The organism is Roseobacter cerasinus, from assembly GCF_009811755.1.
Classification (GTDB): Bacteria; Pseudomonadota; Alphaproteobacteria; order Rhodobacterales; family Rhodobacteraceae; genus Roseobacter; species Roseobacter cerasinus.
This window is the reverse complement of the sequence record NZ_BLIV01000011.1, coordinates 58,354-76,594: the sequence shown is the minus strand read 5'-3', so window position 1 is coordinate 76,594 and position 18,241 is coordinate 58,354. Positions and strand designations below refer to the sequence as shown.

General features: G+C 62.0%; 21 protein-coding genes. 13 read left to right on the top strand and 8 right to left on the bottom strand.

The genetic code is table 11. The features are described from left to right. Nucleotides 1-2 precede the first annotated feature (2 nt). On the bottom strand, nucleotides 3-1,295 hold the full coding sequence (gene serS, locus So717_RS20745) for a serine--tRNA ligase (protein ID WP_159980899.1): 1,293 nt from the start codon (nucleotides 1,293-1,295) through the stop codon (nucleotides 3-5). Between the two features lie 74 nt (nucleotides 1,296-1,369). Further along, nucleotides 1,370-2,086 (bottom strand): trypsin-like serine peptidase, encoded by a 717-nt coding sequence (locus So717_RS20740; protein ID WP_159980897.1) that lies wholly within the window; start codon nucleotides 2,084-2,086, stop codon nucleotides 1,370-1,372. A gap of 211 nt (nucleotides 2,087-2,297) precedes the next feature. Here So717_RS20740 and yajC point away from each other — a divergent pair, with 211 nt between their 5' ends. The 10 genes from yajC to So717_RS20690 are packed head-to-tail and all read left to right on the top strand — an operon-like array spanning nucleotide 2,298 to nucleotide 9,167. Further along, a complete protein-coding gene (gene yajC, locus So717_RS20735) occupies nucleotides 2,298-2,579 on the top strand; it encodes a preprotein translocase subunit YajC (protein ID WP_159980895.1) in 282 nt (93 codons plus the stop codon). Between the two features lie 33 nt (nucleotides 2,580-2,612). Next, entirely contained in the window at nucleotides 2,613-4,274 is a 1,662-nt protein-coding gene (gene secD / locus So717_RS20730) for a protein translocase subunit SecD (protein ID WP_159980893.1), read from the top strand. 1 nt (nucleotide 4,275) lies between these two features. Then, complete coding sequence (gene secF, locus So717_RS20725; RefSeq protein WP_159980891.1) at nucleotides 4,276-5,244, top strand: protein translocase subunit SecF; 969 nt, start codon at nucleotides 4,276-4,278, stop codon at nucleotides 5,242-5,244. Further along, nucleotides 5,237-5,980: a sulfite exporter TauE/SafE family protein gene (locus tag So717_RS20720; protein WP_159980889.1), complete on the top strand. Its 744-nt coding sequence runs from the start codon at nucleotides 5,237-5,239 to the stop codon at nucleotides 5,978-5,980. Before secF ends, So717_RS20720 begins: the two co-directional genes overlap by 8 nt. 10 nt (nucleotides 5,981-5,990) lie before the next feature. After that, entirely contained in the window at nucleotides 5,991-6,344 is a 354-nt protein-coding gene (locus So717_RS20715) for an Mth938-like domain-containing protein (RefSeq protein ID WP_159980887.1), read from the top strand. Between the two features lie 42 nt (nucleotides 6,345-6,386). Further along, complete coding sequence (gene ccmA / locus So717_RS20710) at nucleotides 6,387-7,004, top strand: heme ABC exporter ATP-binding protein CcmA (RefSeq protein ID WP_159980885.1); 618 nt, start codon at nucleotides 6,387-6,389, stop codon at nucleotides 7,002-7,004. Further along, the gene (ccmB, locus tag So717_RS20705) at nucleotides 7,001-7,657 is read left to right on the top strand and encodes a heme exporter protein CcmB (RefSeq protein ID WP_159980883.1); all 657 of its coding nucleotides are present in this window, start codon (nucleotides 7,001-7,003) and stop codon (nucleotides 7,655-7,657) included. The genes ccmA and ccmB overlap by 4 nt, the downstream gene beginning before the upstream one ends. A 52-nt stretch (nucleotides 7,658-7,709) precedes the next feature. Next, a complete protein-coding gene (locus So717_RS20700) occupies nucleotides 7,710-8,480 on the top strand; it encodes a heme ABC transporter permease (protein ID WP_159980881.1) in 771 nt (256 codons plus the stop codon). After that, nucleotides 8,480-8,635, top strand: a complete 156-nt coding sequence (ccmD, locus tag So717_RS20695; protein WP_159980966.1) for a heme exporter protein CcmD — start codon at nucleotides 8,480-8,482, stop codon at nucleotides 8,633-8,635. Before So717_RS20700 ends, ccmD begins: the two co-directional genes overlap by 1 nt. Further along, nucleotides 8,628-9,167, top strand: coding sequence for a DsbE family thiol:disulfide interchange protein (locus tag So717_RS20690; protein WP_159980879.1), 540 nt, complete (start codon nucleotides 8,628-8,630; stop codon nucleotides 9,165-9,167). Before ccmD ends, So717_RS20690 begins: the two co-directional genes overlap by 8 nt. Here So717_RS20690 and So717_RS20685 read toward each other — a convergent pair whose 3' ends face one another. Together So717_RS20685 and acnA are read right to left on the bottom strand one after the other, a co-directional pair. Next, a complete protein-coding gene (locus So717_RS20685; RefSeq protein ID WP_159980877.1) occupies nucleotides 9,168-9,662 on the bottom strand; it encodes a ClbS/DfsB family four-helix bundle protein in 495 nt (164 codons plus the stop codon). 128 nt (nucleotides 9,663-9,790) lie between these two features. Further along, on the bottom strand, nucleotides 9,791-12,481 hold the full coding sequence (acnA, locus tag So717_RS20680; RefSeq protein ID WP_159980875.1) for an aconitate hydratase AcnA: 2,691 nt from the start codon (nucleotides 12,479-12,481) through the stop codon (nucleotides 9,791-9,793). A gap of 230 nt (nucleotides 12,482-12,711) precedes the next feature. Here acnA and So717_RS20675 point away from each other — a divergent pair, with 230 nt between their 5' ends. After that, the gene (locus tag So717_RS20675) at nucleotides 12,712-13,407 is read left to right on the top strand and encodes a DUF1223 domain-containing protein (RefSeq protein ID WP_159980873.1); all 696 of its coding nucleotides are present in this window, start codon (nucleotides 12,712-12,714) and stop codon (nucleotides 13,405-13,407) included. A gap of 178 nt (nucleotides 13,408-13,585) precedes the next feature. Here So717_RS20675 and So717_RS20670 read toward each other — a convergent pair whose 3' ends face one another. The 4 genes from So717_RS20670 to purB all read right to left on the bottom strand — a co-directional run bounded on the left by So717_RS20670 (nucleotide 13,586) and on the right by purB (nucleotide 16,924). Beyond that, nucleotides 13,586-14,656, bottom strand: a complete 1,071-nt coding sequence (locus So717_RS20670) for a flagellar motor switch protein FliG (RefSeq protein ID WP_159980964.1) — start codon at nucleotides 14,654-14,656, stop codon at nucleotides 13,586-13,588. A gap of 93 nt (nucleotides 14,657-14,749) precedes the next feature. Continuing rightward, on the bottom strand, nucleotides 14,750-15,268 hold the full coding sequence (locus So717_RS20665; RefSeq protein WP_159980871.1) for a tetratricopeptide repeat protein: 519 nt from the start codon (nucleotides 15,266-15,268) through the stop codon (nucleotides 14,750-14,752). A 93-nt stretch (nucleotides 15,269-15,361) separates the two neighbouring features. Further along, nucleotides 15,362-15,523 (bottom strand): adenylosuccinate lyase, encoded by a 162-nt coding sequence (locus So717_RS20660; RefSeq protein WP_159980869.1) that lies wholly within the window; start codon nucleotides 15,521-15,523, stop codon nucleotides 15,362-15,364. A 96-nt stretch (nucleotides 15,524-15,619) separates the two neighbouring features. Beyond that, the gene (purB, locus tag So717_RS20655; RefSeq protein ID WP_159980962.1) at nucleotides 15,620-16,924 is read right to left on the bottom strand and encodes an adenylosuccinate lyase; all 1,305 of its coding nucleotides are present in this window, start codon (nucleotides 16,922-16,924) and stop codon (nucleotides 15,620-15,622) included. 105 nt (nucleotides 16,925-17,029) lie between these two features. On the opposite strand from purB, the gene So717_RS20650 reads away from it, so the two are divergent. Together So717_RS20650 and So717_RS20645 are read left to right on the top strand one after the other, a co-directional pair. Beyond that, nucleotides 17,030-17,464, top strand: a complete 435-nt coding sequence (locus So717_RS20650) for a DUF6314 family protein (RefSeq protein ID WP_159980867.1) — start codon at nucleotides 17,030-17,032, stop codon at nucleotides 17,462-17,464. Between the two features lie 73 nt (nucleotides 17,465-17,537). Beyond that, on the top strand, nucleotides 17,538-18,143 hold the full coding sequence (locus So717_RS20645; protein WP_159980865.1) for a biotin transporter BioY: 606 nt from the start codon (nucleotides 17,538-17,540) through the stop codon (nucleotides 18,141-18,143). The last annotated feature ends 98 nt before the right edge of the window (nucleotides 18,144-18,241 follow it).

Here is an 18,241-nt window from a genome sequence, read left to right as displayed (position 1 = left end):
CATCAGACCAGTTGACCGTCCGCCGAAAGCGTCGTCTTGCCGCCGAGATAAGGGGCCAAAACCGCCGGAAGGGTCACCGCCCCATCGGCCTGCTGCCCGTTTTCCAGCACCGCAATCAGGCAGCGCCCCACAGCCAGTCCCGACCCATTCAGGGTATGCACGAACTGCGGTTTGCCCCCATCTGCGGGGCGGAAGCGCGCATTCATGCGGCGGGCCTGAAAGTCGCCCGTGGTCGAGACCGAGGAGATCTCGCGATAGGCGTTTTGCCCCGGCAACCAGGCCTCGATGTCATAGGTGCGCCGCGCGCCAAACCCCATGTCGCCCGTACACAGAACAACCGTACGGAAGGGGATCTCCAACCGCTCCAGCAGATCTTCGGCGCACCGCAGCATGCGTTTCTGCTCGGCCTCGCTGTCATCAGGATGGGTGATCGAAACCATCTCGACCTTCTCGAACTGATGCTGGCGCAGCATGCCTGAGGTGTCCTTGCCCGCGCTGCCCGCCTCAGAGCGGAAGCAGAGCGTGTGCGCGGTCATCCGGATGGGCAGGGCGGTCTGCTCCAAAATCTCATCGGCCACCGTGTAGGTCAGCGGCACTTCGGAGGTGGGCACCAGCCACCAGCCATTGGTGGTCTGATAGCCGTCTTCCCCGAATTTCGGCAGCTTGTCGGTCCCGTACATCGCCTCATTGCGCACCAGCACGGGCGTCTGCATTTCGGTCAGGCCGTTTTCATCCACATGGATGTCGATCATGAACTGCGCCAAGGCCCGGTGGATGCGCGCCACAGCGCCCTTCAGCACGACAAAGCGGCTGCCAGAGATTTTGGCAGCGGTCTCGAAATCCATCGAGGCGGCGACGCCCGCAACCTCGAAATGCTCTTTGGGCGCAAAACCGAGGTCGCGGGGCGTGCCCCAGCGGTTGACCTCGACATTGTCGTCTTCGTCCGCCCCGTCCGGCACGTCCTCGGCCGGCAGGTTGGCGATGCGCGCCAACTGGTCGGTCAGTTGGGCATTGAGCGACTTGGCTTCGGCCTGCATCGCGGCCACTTCGGCCTTTTTCTCGCCCACAAGCGCCCGCAACCGTTCGAACTCCGCCTCATTGCCAGCGGCCTTTGCCGCCCCCACCTCTTTCGACGCCTTGTTCTGGTCTGCCTGCGCGCTCTCCGCCGCGCTGATCTTGGCACGCCGCGCCTCATCCAGCGCCAGCAGATCAGACGATATCGGCGCGTCCCCACGACGCGCAAGGGCGGCGTCAAAACCTGCGGGGTTGTCTCGGATCGCGCGAATATCGTGCATGGCGGTGCTCCTGGCGGTGAGTCGTCTCTGTGCTGCTTATGGCCGATATGAGCCGCCTGCGGAACCGTCAGATTTCACTGGGATGCCGCAGCACGGTCCATCGCGGCGCGCCACTGTTCCATCAGCCAGTCATCCACGGGCACGGTCAGGGCGCGGGAGGTGGGGCCGCTGGTCCGCGCGGAAACTATGGCCACCACGGCCCACCCGATATCGGTTTGCGCCAGCACCGGCCCGCCGGAATTGCCTGCGATCACCTCGCAGCCCAACATCAGGATCGGTTCAACAGGCTCCGACAGCACTGCGCAGTCGTCGCGTCCGTTCAGCACATGCGGCCTTTCACGATGATAGCCCAACACTGACAGCGCGCCACTGCGGAGCGCCGGATCATCATTGAGTTGCAGGGGGGCAACCAAACGGGGCGCGATCGCCGTCTCCAGCTGCAACACGGCCACGTCATAGCGCAGCCGCGCCTGACCTTCGCTGCCCGGATAGCCCGGATGGACGAACGCCTCGGCGGCAACCCTGTGTGCTGCAAAGCTGCCGCGATCCCAGCCCGCCACGAAATGGCGCGTGCCACCGACGCAATGCGCGGCGGTGACCACCAAATCCGGGGCGATCAATGTCCCAGTGCAAGACGCCTTGGAGCGATAGCCCGCCGCGTTGACAGGGCCCACTGCGACCCAGCTCTGCCGCTCGGCCAGACCAAGTGCGGGCATAGGTTCCGCGAGCGCTGCAAAACTGCCGAACAATAGCGGCAACAGCAGTCCGGCGATCTTGATCAAGGTCGGCATAGGCGGTCCTGAGCGGTATGGTTGCGTCAGAAGATGCTGTGTTTTGCGACGCCCGCCAAGCCCTTGCCTGACCTCTCTTCAGCTTGTGTTCAACGGGGGCGCGAAACCTGCACGGCCTCCCTTGCAAAGCGCAGGTTCAGCCCATAGGTTCCGCCAAACTTTGCGTCCCCGCGCCTCTCGCGGCGACGATCTACCCGGAAGGACCGTTGTCATGGAAGCGTTCGCGCAATTTGTACCTCTGATCCTGATCTTCGCGATCATGTATTTCCTGCTCATTCGCCCGCAGCAAAAGAAGGTGAAAGAGCATCAGGCGATGGTGAACGCCCTGCGCCGCGGCGATCAGGTGGTGACGCAGGGCGGGGTGATCGGCAAGGTCTCCAAGGTCAAGGACGGCGAGAACGAGCTGGAGCTTGAGATTGCCGATGGTGTGAAGATCCGCGTGGTGCAGTCGACCATCGCAAGCGTGCTGTCCAAGACCGAACCGGCGAAGTAAGCCAGCCTCCCAGCTTATTGAAAAGGCGCAGACATGCTGCAAATCGACCTCTGGAAGCGCATTCTGATCTGGCTGACATGCGCTGTGGGTCTGTGGTTGGCGATGCCCAACGCGTTCTACACCAATGTCGAGCGGCACAATGACGCGGTTCAGGCCATAGAACTGGGCGCGGATACGGCTGAGAACCAGGCAGATCGCGGGCTGTGGCCGGAGTGGATGCCCTCGGGGCTGGTGAACCTCGGGCTTGATTTGCGCGGCGGGGCGCATTTGCTGGCCGAAGTGCAGGTCGAAGACGTCTATGCCGCGCGCATGGATGCGGCCTGGCCGGAAATCCGCGATGCGCTGCGGCCTGAGCGGTCGACCGTGGGCACGATCCGGCTGCAACCGTCTGCAGATGACGAAGTGCGCGTGCGGATCAGCGAACCTGCGGGGATGCCGCGCGCGCTGGAGATCGTGCGTGCTCTGGCGCGCCCGGTGCAGACGCTGACCGGTGTGGGCGCCAATGACATCACCGTGCGGGCAGAGGGCGATCTGATTGTCGTTGCGCTCTCCGAAGAGGAAAAGCTCGCCACCGACGAGCGCACGGTGCAGCAGTCGCTGGAGATCATCCGCCGCCGGATCGACGAGGTTGGCACACGCGAACCCACGATCCAGCGGCAGGGTGCCGACCGTATCCTGATCCAGGTGCCGGGCATCGGCTCTGCGACGGAGCTGAAAGAGATCATCGGCACCACCGCGCAGCTCACCTTCAACCCGGTGGTCACGCGCGGCACCAACCCCGATGCGGCACCCGGGATTGGCAACAAGATCGTGCCCTCGCTGGATGAGCCGGGCGTCTTCTACACCATCGAAGCGGCCTCGGTCGTGACGGGTGAGGAGTTGGTCGATGCGCAGCCTGCCTTTGACCAGAACGGGCGCCCTGCAGTGAACTTCCGCTTTAACACCTCCGGTGCACGCAAGTTCGGCGATTATACGGCAGAAAACATCGGTTCCCCCTTTGCCATCGTACTGGACGACGAAGTGGTCAGCGCCCCCACGATCCAGAGCCATATTCCGGGCGGCTCCGGCATCATCACCGGGCAGTTCACGGTGGAGGAATCCACTAATCTCGCGGTGCTTTTGCGGGCGGGTGCCTTGCCCGCCGGTCTGGAGTTCCTGGAAGAGCGCACCATCGGCCCGGAACTGGGGCAGGACAGTATCGACGCGGGCAAGATTGCCACCATGGTGGCCTTTGCCGCCGTGCTGGTCTTCATGTTCCTCAGCTATGGGCTCTTCGGATTCTTCGCCAACATCGCGCTTATCATCAACATCGGGCTGATCTTTGGTCTTCTAAGCCTCATCGGCGCTACGCTGACACTGCCGGGGATCGCGGGCATCGTGCTAACCGTCGGGATGGCGGTGGACGCCAACGTGCTGATCTTCGAGCGGATCCGCGAGGAGCTGAAAACCTCGAAAGGACCGGCGCGAGCCATCGAGTTGGGTTACGAGAAGGCGCTGAGCGCCATCCTCGACGCCAACATCACCACCTTCATCACCGCGACGATCCTCTTTGCCATGGGCTCCGGCCCGGTGCGCGGTTTTGCGATCACGCTGGGCCTCGGTATCCTGACATCCGTGTTCACCGCGATCTTCGTCACGCGCCTGCTAGTGGTCATGTGGTTCGAACGCCGCCGCCCCAAAACAATCGAGGTTTGAGATGCGTCTGAGACTGGTCAAACAAGGCACAAATTTCGATTTCTTCAAGCGCTGGAAGCTCTGGCTGGGCATTTCCGGGCTGATGATGGTGGTGGCTTTTGCCTCCTTCATGATCCAGGGGCTGAACTTTGGCATCGACTTCCGGGGTGGCACAACCATCCGGACAGAGAGCCCGCTGCCCGTGGATATCGGCATCTACCGTGACGCCATGACGCCTTTGGAACTGGGCGATGTGTCGATCACAGAGGTCTTCGACCCGACTTTTGGGCCGGACCAGAACGTCGCCATGATCCGCATTCAGGCGCAGGAAGGGCAGGAGGCTGTGACCCCGGCTGTCATCGCCGCTGTTGAAGAGGCGCTGAAAACCGTGCGACCCGACATCAAGTTTGTCTCAGTGGAATCTGTTGGCCCCAAGGTCTCGGGCGAGCTGATCCAGACGGCGGCCATCGCCGTGGTTTTGGCCATCGGTGCGGTTCTGATCTACATCTGGCTGCGGTTCGAATGGCAGTTTGCGCTGGGGGCGGTTCTGGCCCTTGTGCATGACGTGATCCTGACCATCGGGGTGTTTTCCGAACTGCAGATCCGCTTTGACCTCGCCATTATCGCGGCGCTTCTGACCATCGTGGGCTATTCTCTGAACGACACCGTGGTGGTCTTTGACCGGGTGCGGGAGAACCTGCGCAAATACAAGAAACGCCCGCTGAACGAGGTGCTCAACATCTCGATCAACGAGACCCTCAGCCGAACGTTCATGACCTCCGTGACCACGCTGCTGGCGCTCATTGCGCTCTTTGTCTTGGGTGGTGATGTGATCCGGGGCTTTGTCTTTGCGATGATCTGGGGTGTGATCGTGGGCACCTATTCCTCGATCTTCGTGGCCTCCGCCGCGCTGCTCTATCTTGGCGTCAAGCGCGACTGGTCGAAGCCCGACGCCAACTCCGGCAACCAATACGCCAATATTGATGCTTGATCTGCTTGCCACGCCCGGCCTCGTCTGGGTGTTGGCAGCGACCTTTGCAGCCGGGCTCGTCTATGGCTTCTCGGGCTTCGGCGCGGCGTTGGTTTACATGCCCGTGGCCACCGCCTTTGTGGCGCCACCTCTGGCCATCGGGGCCTTCGCAGTCTCTGCCCTCGCATCGTTGGTCACACTGGTGCCGCGGGCTTGGGGACAGGCTGACCGGCCCAACACTTTGCTTATGATTGGCGCAGCCATCCTCTGCGCGCCTATTGGCATCTGGGTCTTGCGCACGAGCGATACCGATCTGATCCGCTGGGTGCTGTCGGGGATTATCTCCGTGACGCTTATCCTGCTGATCGCCGGGTGGCGCTACCACGCGGCCCCCTCTAAGCGCGTGCGCGCGACCATCGGGGCGGCGGCGGGCGTGATGATGGGCTCCGTCGGGCTGAACGGGCCGCTGGTGATCCTCTTTCAACTCAGCGGGCAGGACAGCATTGCCCGCAGCCGGGCCAACACCCTGCTCTTTCTCACGCTCACCTCGCTGTCGCTGGTGCCGCTAATGGCTCTGCAAGGGCTGATCGGGTGGGAGGCGGTGGTGCTGGGCCTCGTGATGCTCGTGCCCTATGCGATGGGCACCCTGCTGGGGCGTACGCTGTTTGACCCGGATCGGGAGAGGCTTTACCGTCACGTCGCCTACGCAGTTGTCGCAAGCGCGGTGCTGATCGGCTTGCCCCTCTGGAGCCACTAAGGAGCGAACCATGCGTCTCAACGAGATTACATTCACGGATGCAAAACCTGTCGAAGGCTACGGCCCCGGATTTTTCCGCGTGGGCGGAGAGGTTGTGCACGGCCCCATGATCATCGGGCCGGAGGGTCCGCAAAGCTGGGGCGGCTACTCGGACGCTGACGCGCTTTTGGTTCTGGCAGGCACGGTTGATGTTCTGTTCGTGGGAACGGGCGCCGAGATTGCGCATCTGCCATCTGATCTGCGCGCCGCGCTGGAGGAGGCGGGCCTGGGGGTCGAGGTCATGGCCTCCCCGGCCGCCTGCCGCACGTACAACGTTCTGCTGAGCGAGGGCCGCCGCATCGCGCTGGCACTGATCCCGGTCTGATCGGGCTTTTGGTTGTGGCGGCAATCGGTTAACGCTGGGGCCATGACACTGACGATCCGTGATCTTTGCGTGGCCCGGGGCGGGCTGCCGGTGCTGGAGGGGTTGAATTTCAGCCTCGCGCCTGGGCAGGCGTTGATCCTGCGCGGGCCAAACGGGTCGGGCAAGACGACGCTCCTGCGCACGCTGGCCGGGCTGCAACCGCCGCTGTCGGGAGAGATCATCGCCGGAGAAGACCAGATCGCCTACGCCGCGCATTCCGATGGGTTGAAGGCCATGCTGACCGTCGCGGAAAACCTGACCTTCTGGGCAGATGTCTTTGGCCAGCGCGATATCGAGACCGCGATTGACGCGTTTTCACTGGACCCGCTGCGCGACCGTCTCGCAGGCACGCTGTCCGCAGGACAAAAGCGGCGGCTGGGTTTGGCGCGGATGCTGATCACCGGGCGCCCGATCTGGATGCTGGACGAGCCGACCGTCTCGCTCGACGTGGATGCCGTCGCGCTCTTTGCCTCAGCCGTACGCGCGCATCTGGGGGCAGGGGGGGCGGCTCTGATCGCCACGCATATTGACCTTGGGCTTGAGGCTGAGGTTCTTGACGTGACCCCCTTCCGCGCGGCGCATGACGCCCGACTGGGCGCCAGCGATGAGGCGTTTCTGTGAAGGCCCTTCTCCGCCGCGATCTGATCCTTGCAATCCGCGCGGGCGGGGGCTTTGGCCTTGGGCTGGCCTTCTTCCTCATTGTGACCGTGCTGGTGCCCTTCGGCGTTGGCCCGCAGTCGGAGCTTTTGTCGCGCATCGCACCCGGTATCCTCTGGCTTGGCGCTTTGCTCGCCTGCCTTTTGTCGCTCGACCGCCTGCTGGCGCTCGACTGGGAGGACGGCACGCTCGATCTGCTCGCTACCTCACCGCTGCCGCTGGAGGCCGCGCTCAGCATCAAGGCATTGGCGCATTGGATCACGACAGGGCTGCCGCTGGTGCTGGCCGCGCCGGTCTTTGGCGTGCTGCTGAGCCTGCCGCAGCCCGGGTACTTCTGGCTGGTCATCTCTCTGGTGCTCGGAACGCCCGCGCTGTCGGTCATTGGCACATTCGGGGCCGCATTGACCGTGGGTGTGAAACGCGGCGGGCTCTTGATGTCGCTGCTGGTGCTACCGCTCTATGTGCCCACGCTGATCTTTGGGGCCGAGGTCGCGCGGCGCGGCGCCGAGGGCATGCAGACGACAACGCCGCTGTTGATGTTGGCGGGCATCACGCTGGGTGTCATCGCCATCATGCCCTTTGCGTCTGCGGTGGCCCTGCGGGTGAACTTGCGGTGAGACCGACCATTTGCCCATTGAGCGCAGGCGCGCGACCGCTTACATCTGACCCATGTCGATGACGGAAGAAACCCCGATCCCCAAGCGCCCCTCGGGCTTTTGGAGCTATGCCAACCCGGTGAAATTCCTCGGCTTCAGTGAACGGGTGCTGCCCGCGCTCTGTTGGCTGTCGGGCCTTTGTCTGGTGGTTGGCCTCATCTGGGGGTTTTTCTTCACGCCGGATGACTTCCGCCAAGGCTCCACCGTCAAGATCATCTATCTGCACGTGCCCTCGGCGCTGATGGCGATCAACGCCTGGTTCATGATGCTGGTGGCGTCCCTCATCTGGATCATCCGTCGGCACCACGTCAGCGCGCTGGCCGCCAAGGCTGCAGCGCCTGTCGGTGTTGTGATGACGCTGATCGCGCTTTTTACCGGAGCGGTTTGGGGCCAGCCGATGTGGGGCACCTGGTGGGCCTGGGACCCGCGGCTGACGTCCTTTCTGATCCTGTTCCTCTTTTATCTCGGCTACATGGCGCTTTGGGCGGCCATTGATGACCCGGACACCGCAGCCGATCTGACCTCGGTGCTTTGCCTCGTGGGGTCGGTCTTTGCGGTGCTCAGCCGCTATGCGGTGAATTTCTGGAACCAAGGGCTGCATCAGGGGGCTTCGCTCAGCCTCGACAAAGAAGAGAACGTGGCGGATGTGTTCTATTTCCCGCTGCTGGTCTGCATCGCGGGCTTTGTACTGATTTTCCTGGCGCTTGTGCTCTACCGCACGGGCACGGAAATCCGCCTGCGCCGCACCCGCGCGCTGCAGGCGCGGGAGGAGGCGCGCTCATGATGCCGGATCTGGGCAAATACGCCGACGCGGTGCTGTCGGCCTATGGTGTGTCGCTGCTGCTGCTCGTGTTGCTGGTTGTCTGGACCCTGCGGCAGGGGCGCCGTGCGCGCCGCGCGCTGCAGGAGGTCGAAAAGAGGAGCAAGCGTGATGGCTAAGGTCTCTCCCATGATGATCGCACCACCGCTGATTTTTGCGGGGTTTGTGGCTCTCGCTGGCATCGGCATGTTCCGCGACAACCCCAACGATCTGCCCTCAACCATGATCGGGCAACCGGCGCCTGCGATCACGACCGAAGCCCTGGGAGAGTACCCGCCCGTGACGCCGGAGGCGATGGCCACGGGGCAGGTCACGCTGGTGAATTTCTGGGCCAGTTGGTGCCCGCCTTGCCATGCCGAGCACCCCAAGCTGCTGGAGATGGCGGCGGAGGGGATGCCCATCATCGGCGTGAATTTCAAGGATCAGGCGCGCAACGCCTCCAGTTATCTCGATGACGATGGCAACCCGTTCAAGGCGGTTGCCTTCGACCCGCAGGGCCGCACGGCCATCGATTGGGGCGTGACCGGACCGCCCGAAACCTTCATCCTCGATGCAGATGGCACCGTGCTCTTCCGCTTTGCCGGGCCGCTGCTTGGCAGTGACTATGAGCAGCGGTTTCTGCCTGAGTTGGAAAAGGCGCTGTCGGAGTGATCAGGCCATCTTGCGCAGCCGCGCGCGGATGTATTTTGCCGCCGACCTGAAATGGCTTGGCCCGGCTGCTTCGGCCCAGCGGCCCGGTGTCCAGTGGTTCTTAGCGCCTTCCATCGGCCTACCGTAGAGCTCCGCTTCTGACGTTTCTTCGATGAAGGCCAAGAGGGTCGCCTGTGCCTGTTGCAGCGCCGTCACGGCCTCTTCCCAGCTGAGATCCATCTGCCGGGCCCGCAAATCAGCATTGTAACGCTTGAGATCGTTCCATTTGTAGCCCTCCGCTGGAAAGTGAACCTCACGCCCGGCTTGACCGTCGGCGTACCATGCGAGAAACAGCTCAACCCAATGCGCGCGATGAGCAATGACGTCCTTGATCGACGTATCATCCGCATCCTTGATCAGCGCCTGCGCTTCTGTGACCTGCGTGATCAGCTTCGCTAGTTTGTCATATTCTTTCCGGGTGATCGCGATCAACTCGTCGCGTGTGGTTGCTGCCATGGGGTGACCTCCTGTCAGCTGGCAGGTTAGGGCAAGGCGTGGGCGCGCGGTTTGATCGGGCGCAAGTTGAACAAAAAAAGCCCCGGAGTGTGCGCTCCGGGGCTTGTCGATGATGTCGATGCGAGACGTCAGGCCGCCGCTTGTGCGAGGTTGCGAAGCACGTAGTGCAACACGCCACCATGTTCGATGTATTCGATCTCGATCGCCGTATCGATGCGGCATTTCAGGGTGATCTCTTTCACCGTGCCATCCGCCATGGTGATCGAACAGGGCACCTCCTGCAGTGGTTGGATGGTGTCGAGCCCATGGATCGAGACGATCTCGTCGCCTGTGAGGCCAAGCGATTTGCGACTGTCGCCGCCGGTGAACTCAAACGGGATCACCCCCATGCCGACGAGGTTGGAGCGGTGGATGCGCTCAAAGCTCTCGGCGATTACGGCTTTCACGCCCAATAGCGCTGTACCCTTGGCCGCCCAGTCGCGGCTTGAACCGGCGCCATATTGCTCGCCGCCAAAGATCACCAGCGGGGTGCCATTGGCCTGATGCGCCATCGCCGCCTCGAAGATCGAGGTTTGCTGTCCGTCGGGGCCCTTGGTATAGCCGCCCTCAACCCCATCCAGCATCTCGTTCTTGATGCGGATGTTGGCGAAGGTGCCGCGCATCATCACCTCGTGGTTGCCCCGGCGCGAGCCATAGGAGTTGAACTCCCGCACCGGCACCTGACGCTCGACCAGATATTGCCCGGCGGGCGTGGTGTATTTGAACGACCCGGCGGGCGAGATGTGGTCGGTGGTGATCATGTCGCCCAGCACCGCCAGCACCTTAGCGCCTTCGATGTTGGTGATTACACCCGGCTCTTTGCCCATGCCCTGGAAGTAGGGCGGATTTTGCACATAGGTCGAGGCCGCGGGCCAGTCATAGGTTTTGCTGTCCGTGGTCTCGACACCCCGCCATTTCTCGTCTCCTTTGAAGACGTCGGCGTATTTGGTCAGGAAAGCTTCGCGTGTCACGGTTGCCTCGACCAGCTCCGCGATCTCCTGGCTGGAGGGCCAGATGTCTTTCAGGAAGATGTCATTGCCGTCGGTGTCCTGCCCCAAAGGCTCCGATGTGAGGTCAATGTCCAGCGTGCCCGCCAACGCATAGGCGACGACCAGTGGTGGCGAGGCGAGGTAGTTGGCCCGCACGTCCGGGCTGATCCGGCCTTCGAAGTTGCGGTTGCCCGAGAGGACGGAGGTCGCAACCAGATCGCCCTCGGCGATAGCCTCCGACAGTTCCTTCTGGATTGGGCCGGAGTTGCCGATGCAGGTGGTGCAGCCGTAGCCCACGAGGTTAAAGCCAATTTTGTCCAGGTCTTCCTGAAGGCCTGCGGCTTCCAGATAGGCGCTGACCACCTGGCTTCCGGGCGCGAGCGAGGTCTTGACCCAGGGCTTGCGGTCGAGGCCAAGCGCCGCAGCCTTGCGCGCCACCAGCCCCGCGCCGATCATCACGTAGGGGTTCGACGTGTTGGTGCAAGAGGTGATCGAGGCGATCACAACCTTGCCGCTTTCCATCGTATAGTCTTCGCCCGCGACGGCCACCTCCTTGTCCATCGGGCGCTTGAAGGTCTCCGCCATCTCTTTTGTGAAAGCGGCTTTGGCGTGGTCCAGCGCCACATAGTCCTGGGGACGCTTCGGGCCGGAAATGGCGGGCACGATGGTGCTCATGTCCAGGTGCAGCGTATCGGTGTAAATCGGGCTGTACCCCGCATCGCGCCAGAACCCGTTTCCCTTCGCATAGGCTTCGACCAGCGCGATCCGGCCCTCATCGCGTCCGGTGTTGCGCAGGTAGCGCAGCGTTTCGCCGTCGATGGGAAAGAAGCCACAGGTCGCACCGTACTCAGGCGCCATATTCGCGATGGTCGCGCGGTCGGCCAGCGGCAGGCGGTCCAGCCCTTCGCCGTAGAATTCGACGAATTTGCCAACCACGCCCTTGGCGCGCAGCATCTCGACCACTTTCAGCACGAGGTCGGTGCCGGTGGTGCCTTCCATCATGGTGCCCGTCAGCTCAAACCCGATCACCTCGGGGATCAGCATGGAGATCGGTTGGCCCAGCATTGCGGCCTCGGCCTCGATCCCGCCGACACCCCATCCCAGAACGGCCGCGCCGTTCACCATGGTGGTGTGGCTGTCGGTGCCAACAAGCGTGTCGGGGTAGGCGACTTCGGCGCCGGTTTGGTCGGTGTCTGTCCAGACGGTCTGCGCAAGGTATTCGAGGTTCACCTGATGGCAGATGCCGGTGCCGGGCGGCACCACCCGGAAGTTGTTGAACGCCTTCTGGCCCCACTTGAGGAAGGTGTAGCGCTCCATATTGCGCTCATATTCCCGGTCCACATTCATCTGGAAGGCGCGGGGGTTGCCAAACTCGTCGATCATGACCGAATGATCGATGACCAGATCGACGGGGTTCAGCGGGTTGATCTTCTCTGGATCGCCGCCCAGAGCCACAATGCCGTCGCGCATCGCCGCAAGATCGACGACGGCCGGGACGCCAGTGAAGTCCTGCATCAGAACGCGGGCCGGGCGATAGGCGATCTCGCGCGGGTTCTTGCCACCTTTGGCACCCCACTCCGCAAAGGCCTTGATGTCTTCGGTGGTGACCGTCTTGCCGTCCTCGAACCGCAGCATGTTTTCCAACACGACCTTAAGCACGGCGGGCAGCTTGGCGAAATCACCAAGCCCGGCGGCGGTCGCGGCGGAGATGGAATAATAGTCGACCGCCTGGCTACCGACGCTCAGTGTCTGACGTGTCTTGGAGGTGTCGTGACCAACAGTGATGGGCATAGCAGAGGTCCTCTGGCTTAAGCTGGATCATCTTAGGAGTGTGGATTGAATGCCCTATGGGACAAGCCAGTTCAACTCAAATCGATGGATATCCACAGTATCTGTATACCGTCGCATACCGCCATATGTTTGATTTATCTCGCAAAGTCTCAAGAAACCTTGATTGGTCATTACAGCTGGGTGCTTTTACGGTGCTGCTGTGGGGCATTGAAGGCCGGAGAAGGAATCACATGAGATGCATTGCAAAGGCCGCCGCGGCGCTGTGGATGATGGCGGCGCCGGGTCTGGCCGAAGACAGCCCCGTGGTCATCGAACTCTTCACGTCGCAAGGGTGCTCCTCCTGCCCGCCAGCAGATGAGTTGCTGCACAATCTGGCTGAGCGCGATGATGTGATCGCGCTCGCGCTGCATGTCGACTATTGGGACTATATCGGGTGGAAAGACGAATTCGCGGATCCGCGCAACGCCGAGCGGCAGCGGGCCTATGCGACGGTCGCCGGGCGGCGCTCGATTTACACGCCAGAGATGATCGTGAACGGCCTGACCGATATTGTCGGGGCTCGGCCGATGGAGGTGGCAAAGGCTATTGCGGATCACCAGCGCATGGCACCCGCCGTATCTTTGCAGCTGACACGGAGTGGAGATCAGATCCAGATTTCGGCAAAGATGCTGAAGACAGTGGGGGAGCCTATGGTGATCCATATGCTACGCTATACCCCGGAGCGCGAGGCGCGCATCACCCGTGGGGAGAACGCGGGGCGGACCATCACCTATGCGAATGTGACCGAAGACTGGACCGTGCTGGGCGAGTGGAGTGGGCGCGCGCCCTTGGCTCTGGCGGCAAAAGCTGAGGGTGACCATCCGGTTGTGGTTCTTGTTCAAGCATCAGATATGGGCCCGATCCTCGCTGCGGCGCAGCTGAAGTAGCACCGCCCGGCACCAGGGACCGCGCGGGCTGTCGCCTGTGCCGACCTCGGCGCAGATCAGCTTGGGTGGCTCTCTAACGTCTCCAAAGATCTTCGGGTTTGGTCGCCCTTGAAATGAAGCTCATCCAGAAGACAATTTCATGTCACGGGGTGACGACACCCTCCTGTGGGACCAGTGATCAGCCCTCGTCCTCGTCCTGGACCACGAGCAGCAGGTCGCCTGAGGCTTCCATCTCGCGGATCTTTGTCACAATCTCGGCCATGGCCTCTTCGCACTCTGCGGGTTTGACCTTTTCGCGCTCCTCGATCTCTTCGCGCAACTGGTCTGCCATACGTCCTGACATGTTTTCCAGAATGAAATCTGCGGTCTCTTTCATGCCCGCCGCTTCGCATCCGGCCAGAGCGGTAACCAACAGTTCCTGGTCGAGTTCGCGAATGACCCGTGGGATGTCCCGGGGCGCGATGCGCTTGGGGATATTTGCGAAGGTGAAGATGGCCTTGCGCACCAGTTCGGCAAAACCTGCGTCGGTTTCATCCAACCCTTCGAGCACGTCGTCGCGCGTGACCGCCGGAGTGGAATTCAGGATCGCGCCCACACGTTCCACGGGCCCGTCGTCGAACGCCTTGAGCGGTTTTGCGTCCAGTTGAGTGGCCAGCGACAGGCCAATGCGGTCCACCGCATCCGGGGTGACGGCGCTGGTTTGTGAGACGGCGTAGGTGATGCGGCGCGCACGCGGCCCCGGCAGCTGCCCCAGGAGTTCGGCCGCCCGGGGCACGGGGATCTTGGACAGAAGCACAGCGGCGACCTCGATGCTCTCATTCTCCAGAACGGGGAGCAGCTGCTCGGCGCTCATGTCACGCAGTCGCGCCCAGGGGTCGCCATACTGCCGCACGCCCGCCTCTTTGCGCAGACGGGCCGCAGTCTGTTTGGAGATACGGCCATCAAGGGAATCGAGCGCACCTGCGATCCCGCCTTTGAATGACAGACCAACGCTGTCCAGCTCATCCGCAAACTCCGCGACAACGCTGGCAAGCGTTGTGCGGTCAACCAGCCGCATGGATCCCATCTGTTTGGTCAGTTTGGCCTGCAAATCTTCGGGCAGGTCCTCCAAAGGGATGTCCGCCCCTTCATTCAGCAACAGCCGCACAACAATGGCTGCTTTGGCCTTGCGGCTGAGAGTGCTCGGCGCCTGGGGTTGCGCCTCCATGTCCGTTCCCGGCAGAGCCGGAAACGGTGCCATAGGAACCATGTCGGTCATCTTTACCCGCCTGTCTTTGATCTCACTTTGTTCTGGCAGACAAAGGTTAAAGATTGCCTGAGAACAAAGCAAAAACAGACGGTTTTAGTAGTTGTAGGTCGTGCCCGTTGCGATAGCGTTTTGCAGGGCGGTCTCGGACCATGTGCCTGCGCCGCCATGGGCCCGAATGGCCCGCAACTGCGCGACGGCGCCCACCATATCACCGGCCTCTACCAACCCTTGGCCCATGTAGGACCGTGCGAGAATGTTGTGCGGGTTTTCGGCAATCGCCTGTTCGTAAAACACATTCGCCAACTCAAGATTGCCCAGCTTGCGATGAGTGAAGCCCATGTAGGTCAGGCGCCCCAAGTGCCCCTCAGGCAGAGCCTGCGTCAGGGTTTGCGCGTCATCATAGCGCCCGGCATAGGCCAGCTGCCGCACGGTCAGGTAAATCTCGTCAGTTTTCAGATTGCTTTCCTGCGCATCGACACAGGTTTTTGTCTTCTTGTCATAGACTTTCGCGCCCTCGCACGTCACCGCTGGTTTTGACGGCGGGCGGTCGTTGCCGCCATCAGCCAGAGCAATGGATGGGACCAGAAGAATGGCACTTAAGAGAATACGCATGGATGCTCCTTACTTCATAACATACTTAATACGAGGGTTACGGGGCAGCCGATGCTTTTATGCGATCACGAGCCTGTGATCGCATAAGTTTTTTCAGGTTGTCGTGGCGATGCAGCTGTTCGTCGTACTGTCGTAGACGGTGCCGGCGGCGCAGGACATGGTCACTTCCTGCTTGCCGTAGTTGCAGCCAGCGGCGAATGCCAGCGCCGGGACAAAGGTGAGGGCCACCGCAGCGGCCAAAGTCTTGATCGTCATTGCGGGTCTCCTTTTTGCGATGCATTCAAAGGTAGCAGGGCTTGACCCTTGGTCAACAAAAAGCACCCCGGTCGCAGGCCCGCTTGGGGCTGTTGCCTAGTCCTTGAACACCCGCGCAAAGATCGTATCGACGTGTTTGGTGTGATAGCCGAGGTCGAATTTCTCTTCGATTTCGGCCGGGCTGAGGGCAGCTGTCACATCCGGATCGGCGAGCAATTCTTCTTTGAAATCCGTGCGATGCTCCCACACTTTGAGCGCATTGCGCTGCACGAAGGTATAGGCATCCTCGCGGCTGACACCGGCCTGGGTGAGGGCGAGCAACACGCGTTGGCTCATCACCAGACCGGGGAATTTGTTCATATTCTCCAGCATGTTGTCGGGGAAGATCAGCATCTTGTCGATCACGCCGGTGAGCCGTGCCAGCGCGAAATCGAGCGTGATGGTGGTGTCTGGCCCGACCATCCGCTCGACAGAGCTGTGCGAGATGTCGCGTTCGTGCCAGAGCGCCACGTTTTCCATCGCGGGCACAACGGCGGAGCGGACCATGCGCGCGAGGCCGGTGAGGTTTTCGGTCAGCACCGGGTTCTTCTTGTGCGGCATGGCCGAAGAGCCCTTTTGCCCCATGGAGAAGAACTCCGCCCCTTCCAGCACTTCGGTGCGCTGCATGTGGCGTATTTCAGTGGCGATGTTCTCGATGGAACTGGCCACGACGCCGAGCGCGGCAAAGAAGGCAGCGTGGCGGTCGCGCGGGATGACCTGGGTCGAGATCGGCTCGGGTTCCAGCCCCATCTGTTTGCAGACGTGGTCTTCCACTGCTGGGTCAATGTTGGCGAAGGTGCCGACTGCGCCCGAGATGGCACCGGTAGCGATCTCGTAGCGGGCCTTTTCGAGGCGGTTCAGGTTGCGGTCCATTTCCGCATAGAAGCGTGCGAAGGTCAGGCCCATGGTGGTGGGTTCGGCGTGGATGCCGTGGCTGCGCCCGATGCGCACGGTGTCCTTGTGCTCGTAGGCGCGGCGTTTCAGGGCGGCGAGCAGGGCCTTGGTGTCGTCTATCAGGATGTCGGCGGCGCGGGTGAGCTGCACGTTGAAACAGGTGTCGAGCACGTCCGAAGAGGTCATGCCTTGGTGTACAAATCGTGCTTCATCGCTGCCCACATGTTCGGCCAGATGCGTCAGAAAAGCGATGACATCATGCTTGGTAACGGCTTCGATTTCATCGATGCGGGCCACGTCGAACTCTACATCCTTGGCTTTCCAGACCGCTTCGGCGTTTTCGCGCGGGATGACGCCAAGGTCTGCCATCGCGTCACAGGCATGGGCCTCGATCTCGAACCAAATGCGGAATTTCATTTCTGGGGACCAGATGGCAACCATGTCGGGGCGGGAGTAGCGGGGGATCATCAGCGCACCTTTTCGCGTTTGTGTCGGCTTGGCTGCGCTCATAAACTGCGCGGGGTAGAGCCACAAGGCAGCGTGCCAGCGAAATCGGGCAGGGCGGAGCGTTGAATGAGAGACAGTGTGGAACAGGGGCCGGTGAACCAACCCGGTCGGACGCTGGGGGACTTCATAGGGCGCTGGCGACTCACGCGGCAGATCCGGCATACGGGCGGAGCCCAGGCGGAGTTTGCCGGGCACGCGGTCTGGCAGCCGGAGGCACAGGAGCTCATCTATCATGAAACAGGTCTTTTGCAGATGCCGGGCAGTCAACCCATGCAGGCGGAGCGCAAATATCTCTGGCGCGAGGGGCTTTGTGTCTATTTTGACGATGGCCGGTTTTTTCATCAGGTACCTGCGCGGGGAGGCAATGCCGAGCACTGGTGCGATCCGGATACATACTCTGTGCGGTATGATTTTGCGGACTGGCCTGCGTTTTCGACAGCTTGGACCGTTCGCGGGCCGCGAAAGGACTATGAGATGTCCAGCCAATATGAGCGCTGTTAGCGCAACAGGGCTTGCACCGCCGGAAGGGCTGCGGCATTGAAGGGTCAAACTTTCCAACAGGAGACCGAGCCTTATGCAACTGACTGCCTCCCACGCCGTTCTGGCAGATCATTTCGGCCCGCAAGCCGGGACCGCGCGGCGTATCAAGCAGGCCGTTTTGGTGGTGCTGGGCATCACTCTGCTCACTGTTGCGGCGAATATCAAAGTGCCCGTACCGGGCTCGCCCGTGCTGATGAACCTCGGGACCTTTGCGGTGCTGACCATTGGCGCGGCCTATGGCGCGCGGCTCGGGCTGGCGACGATCCTGGGCTATATGATCATCGGCGCGCTGGGATTTGATGTGTTTCAAAGCTCGACCGCTGATCTGAATGGGATTGAATACATGATGGGCGGCACCGGCGGCTATCTTGTTGGCTATGTCATGGCCACAGTGCTGTTGGGGGCGCTGGCGCAACGCGGCTGGGACCGGTCAATGCTGTGGATGGCTGTGGCGATGCTGCTGGGTAACATTCTGCTCTATGTGCCGGGCCTTTTGTGGCTGGGTCAGCTTTATGGTTGGGACAAGCCGATCCTGGAATGGGGTCTGACCCCCTTTCTGCTGGGAGATGCGGTGAAGCTGGCGTTGGCGGCGCTGATCCTGCCCGCGATCTGGAAGCTGGTGGGCGGCGCGCGCGGCTAAGATTCTACCAAATCAGTTAAAATGTGAGGCGCGGCCCTGTGGGCCGCGCCTCATTCTTTTCTAGGGGCGTTCGTGGCGCCCTGAGCCCCCGCAGCAGA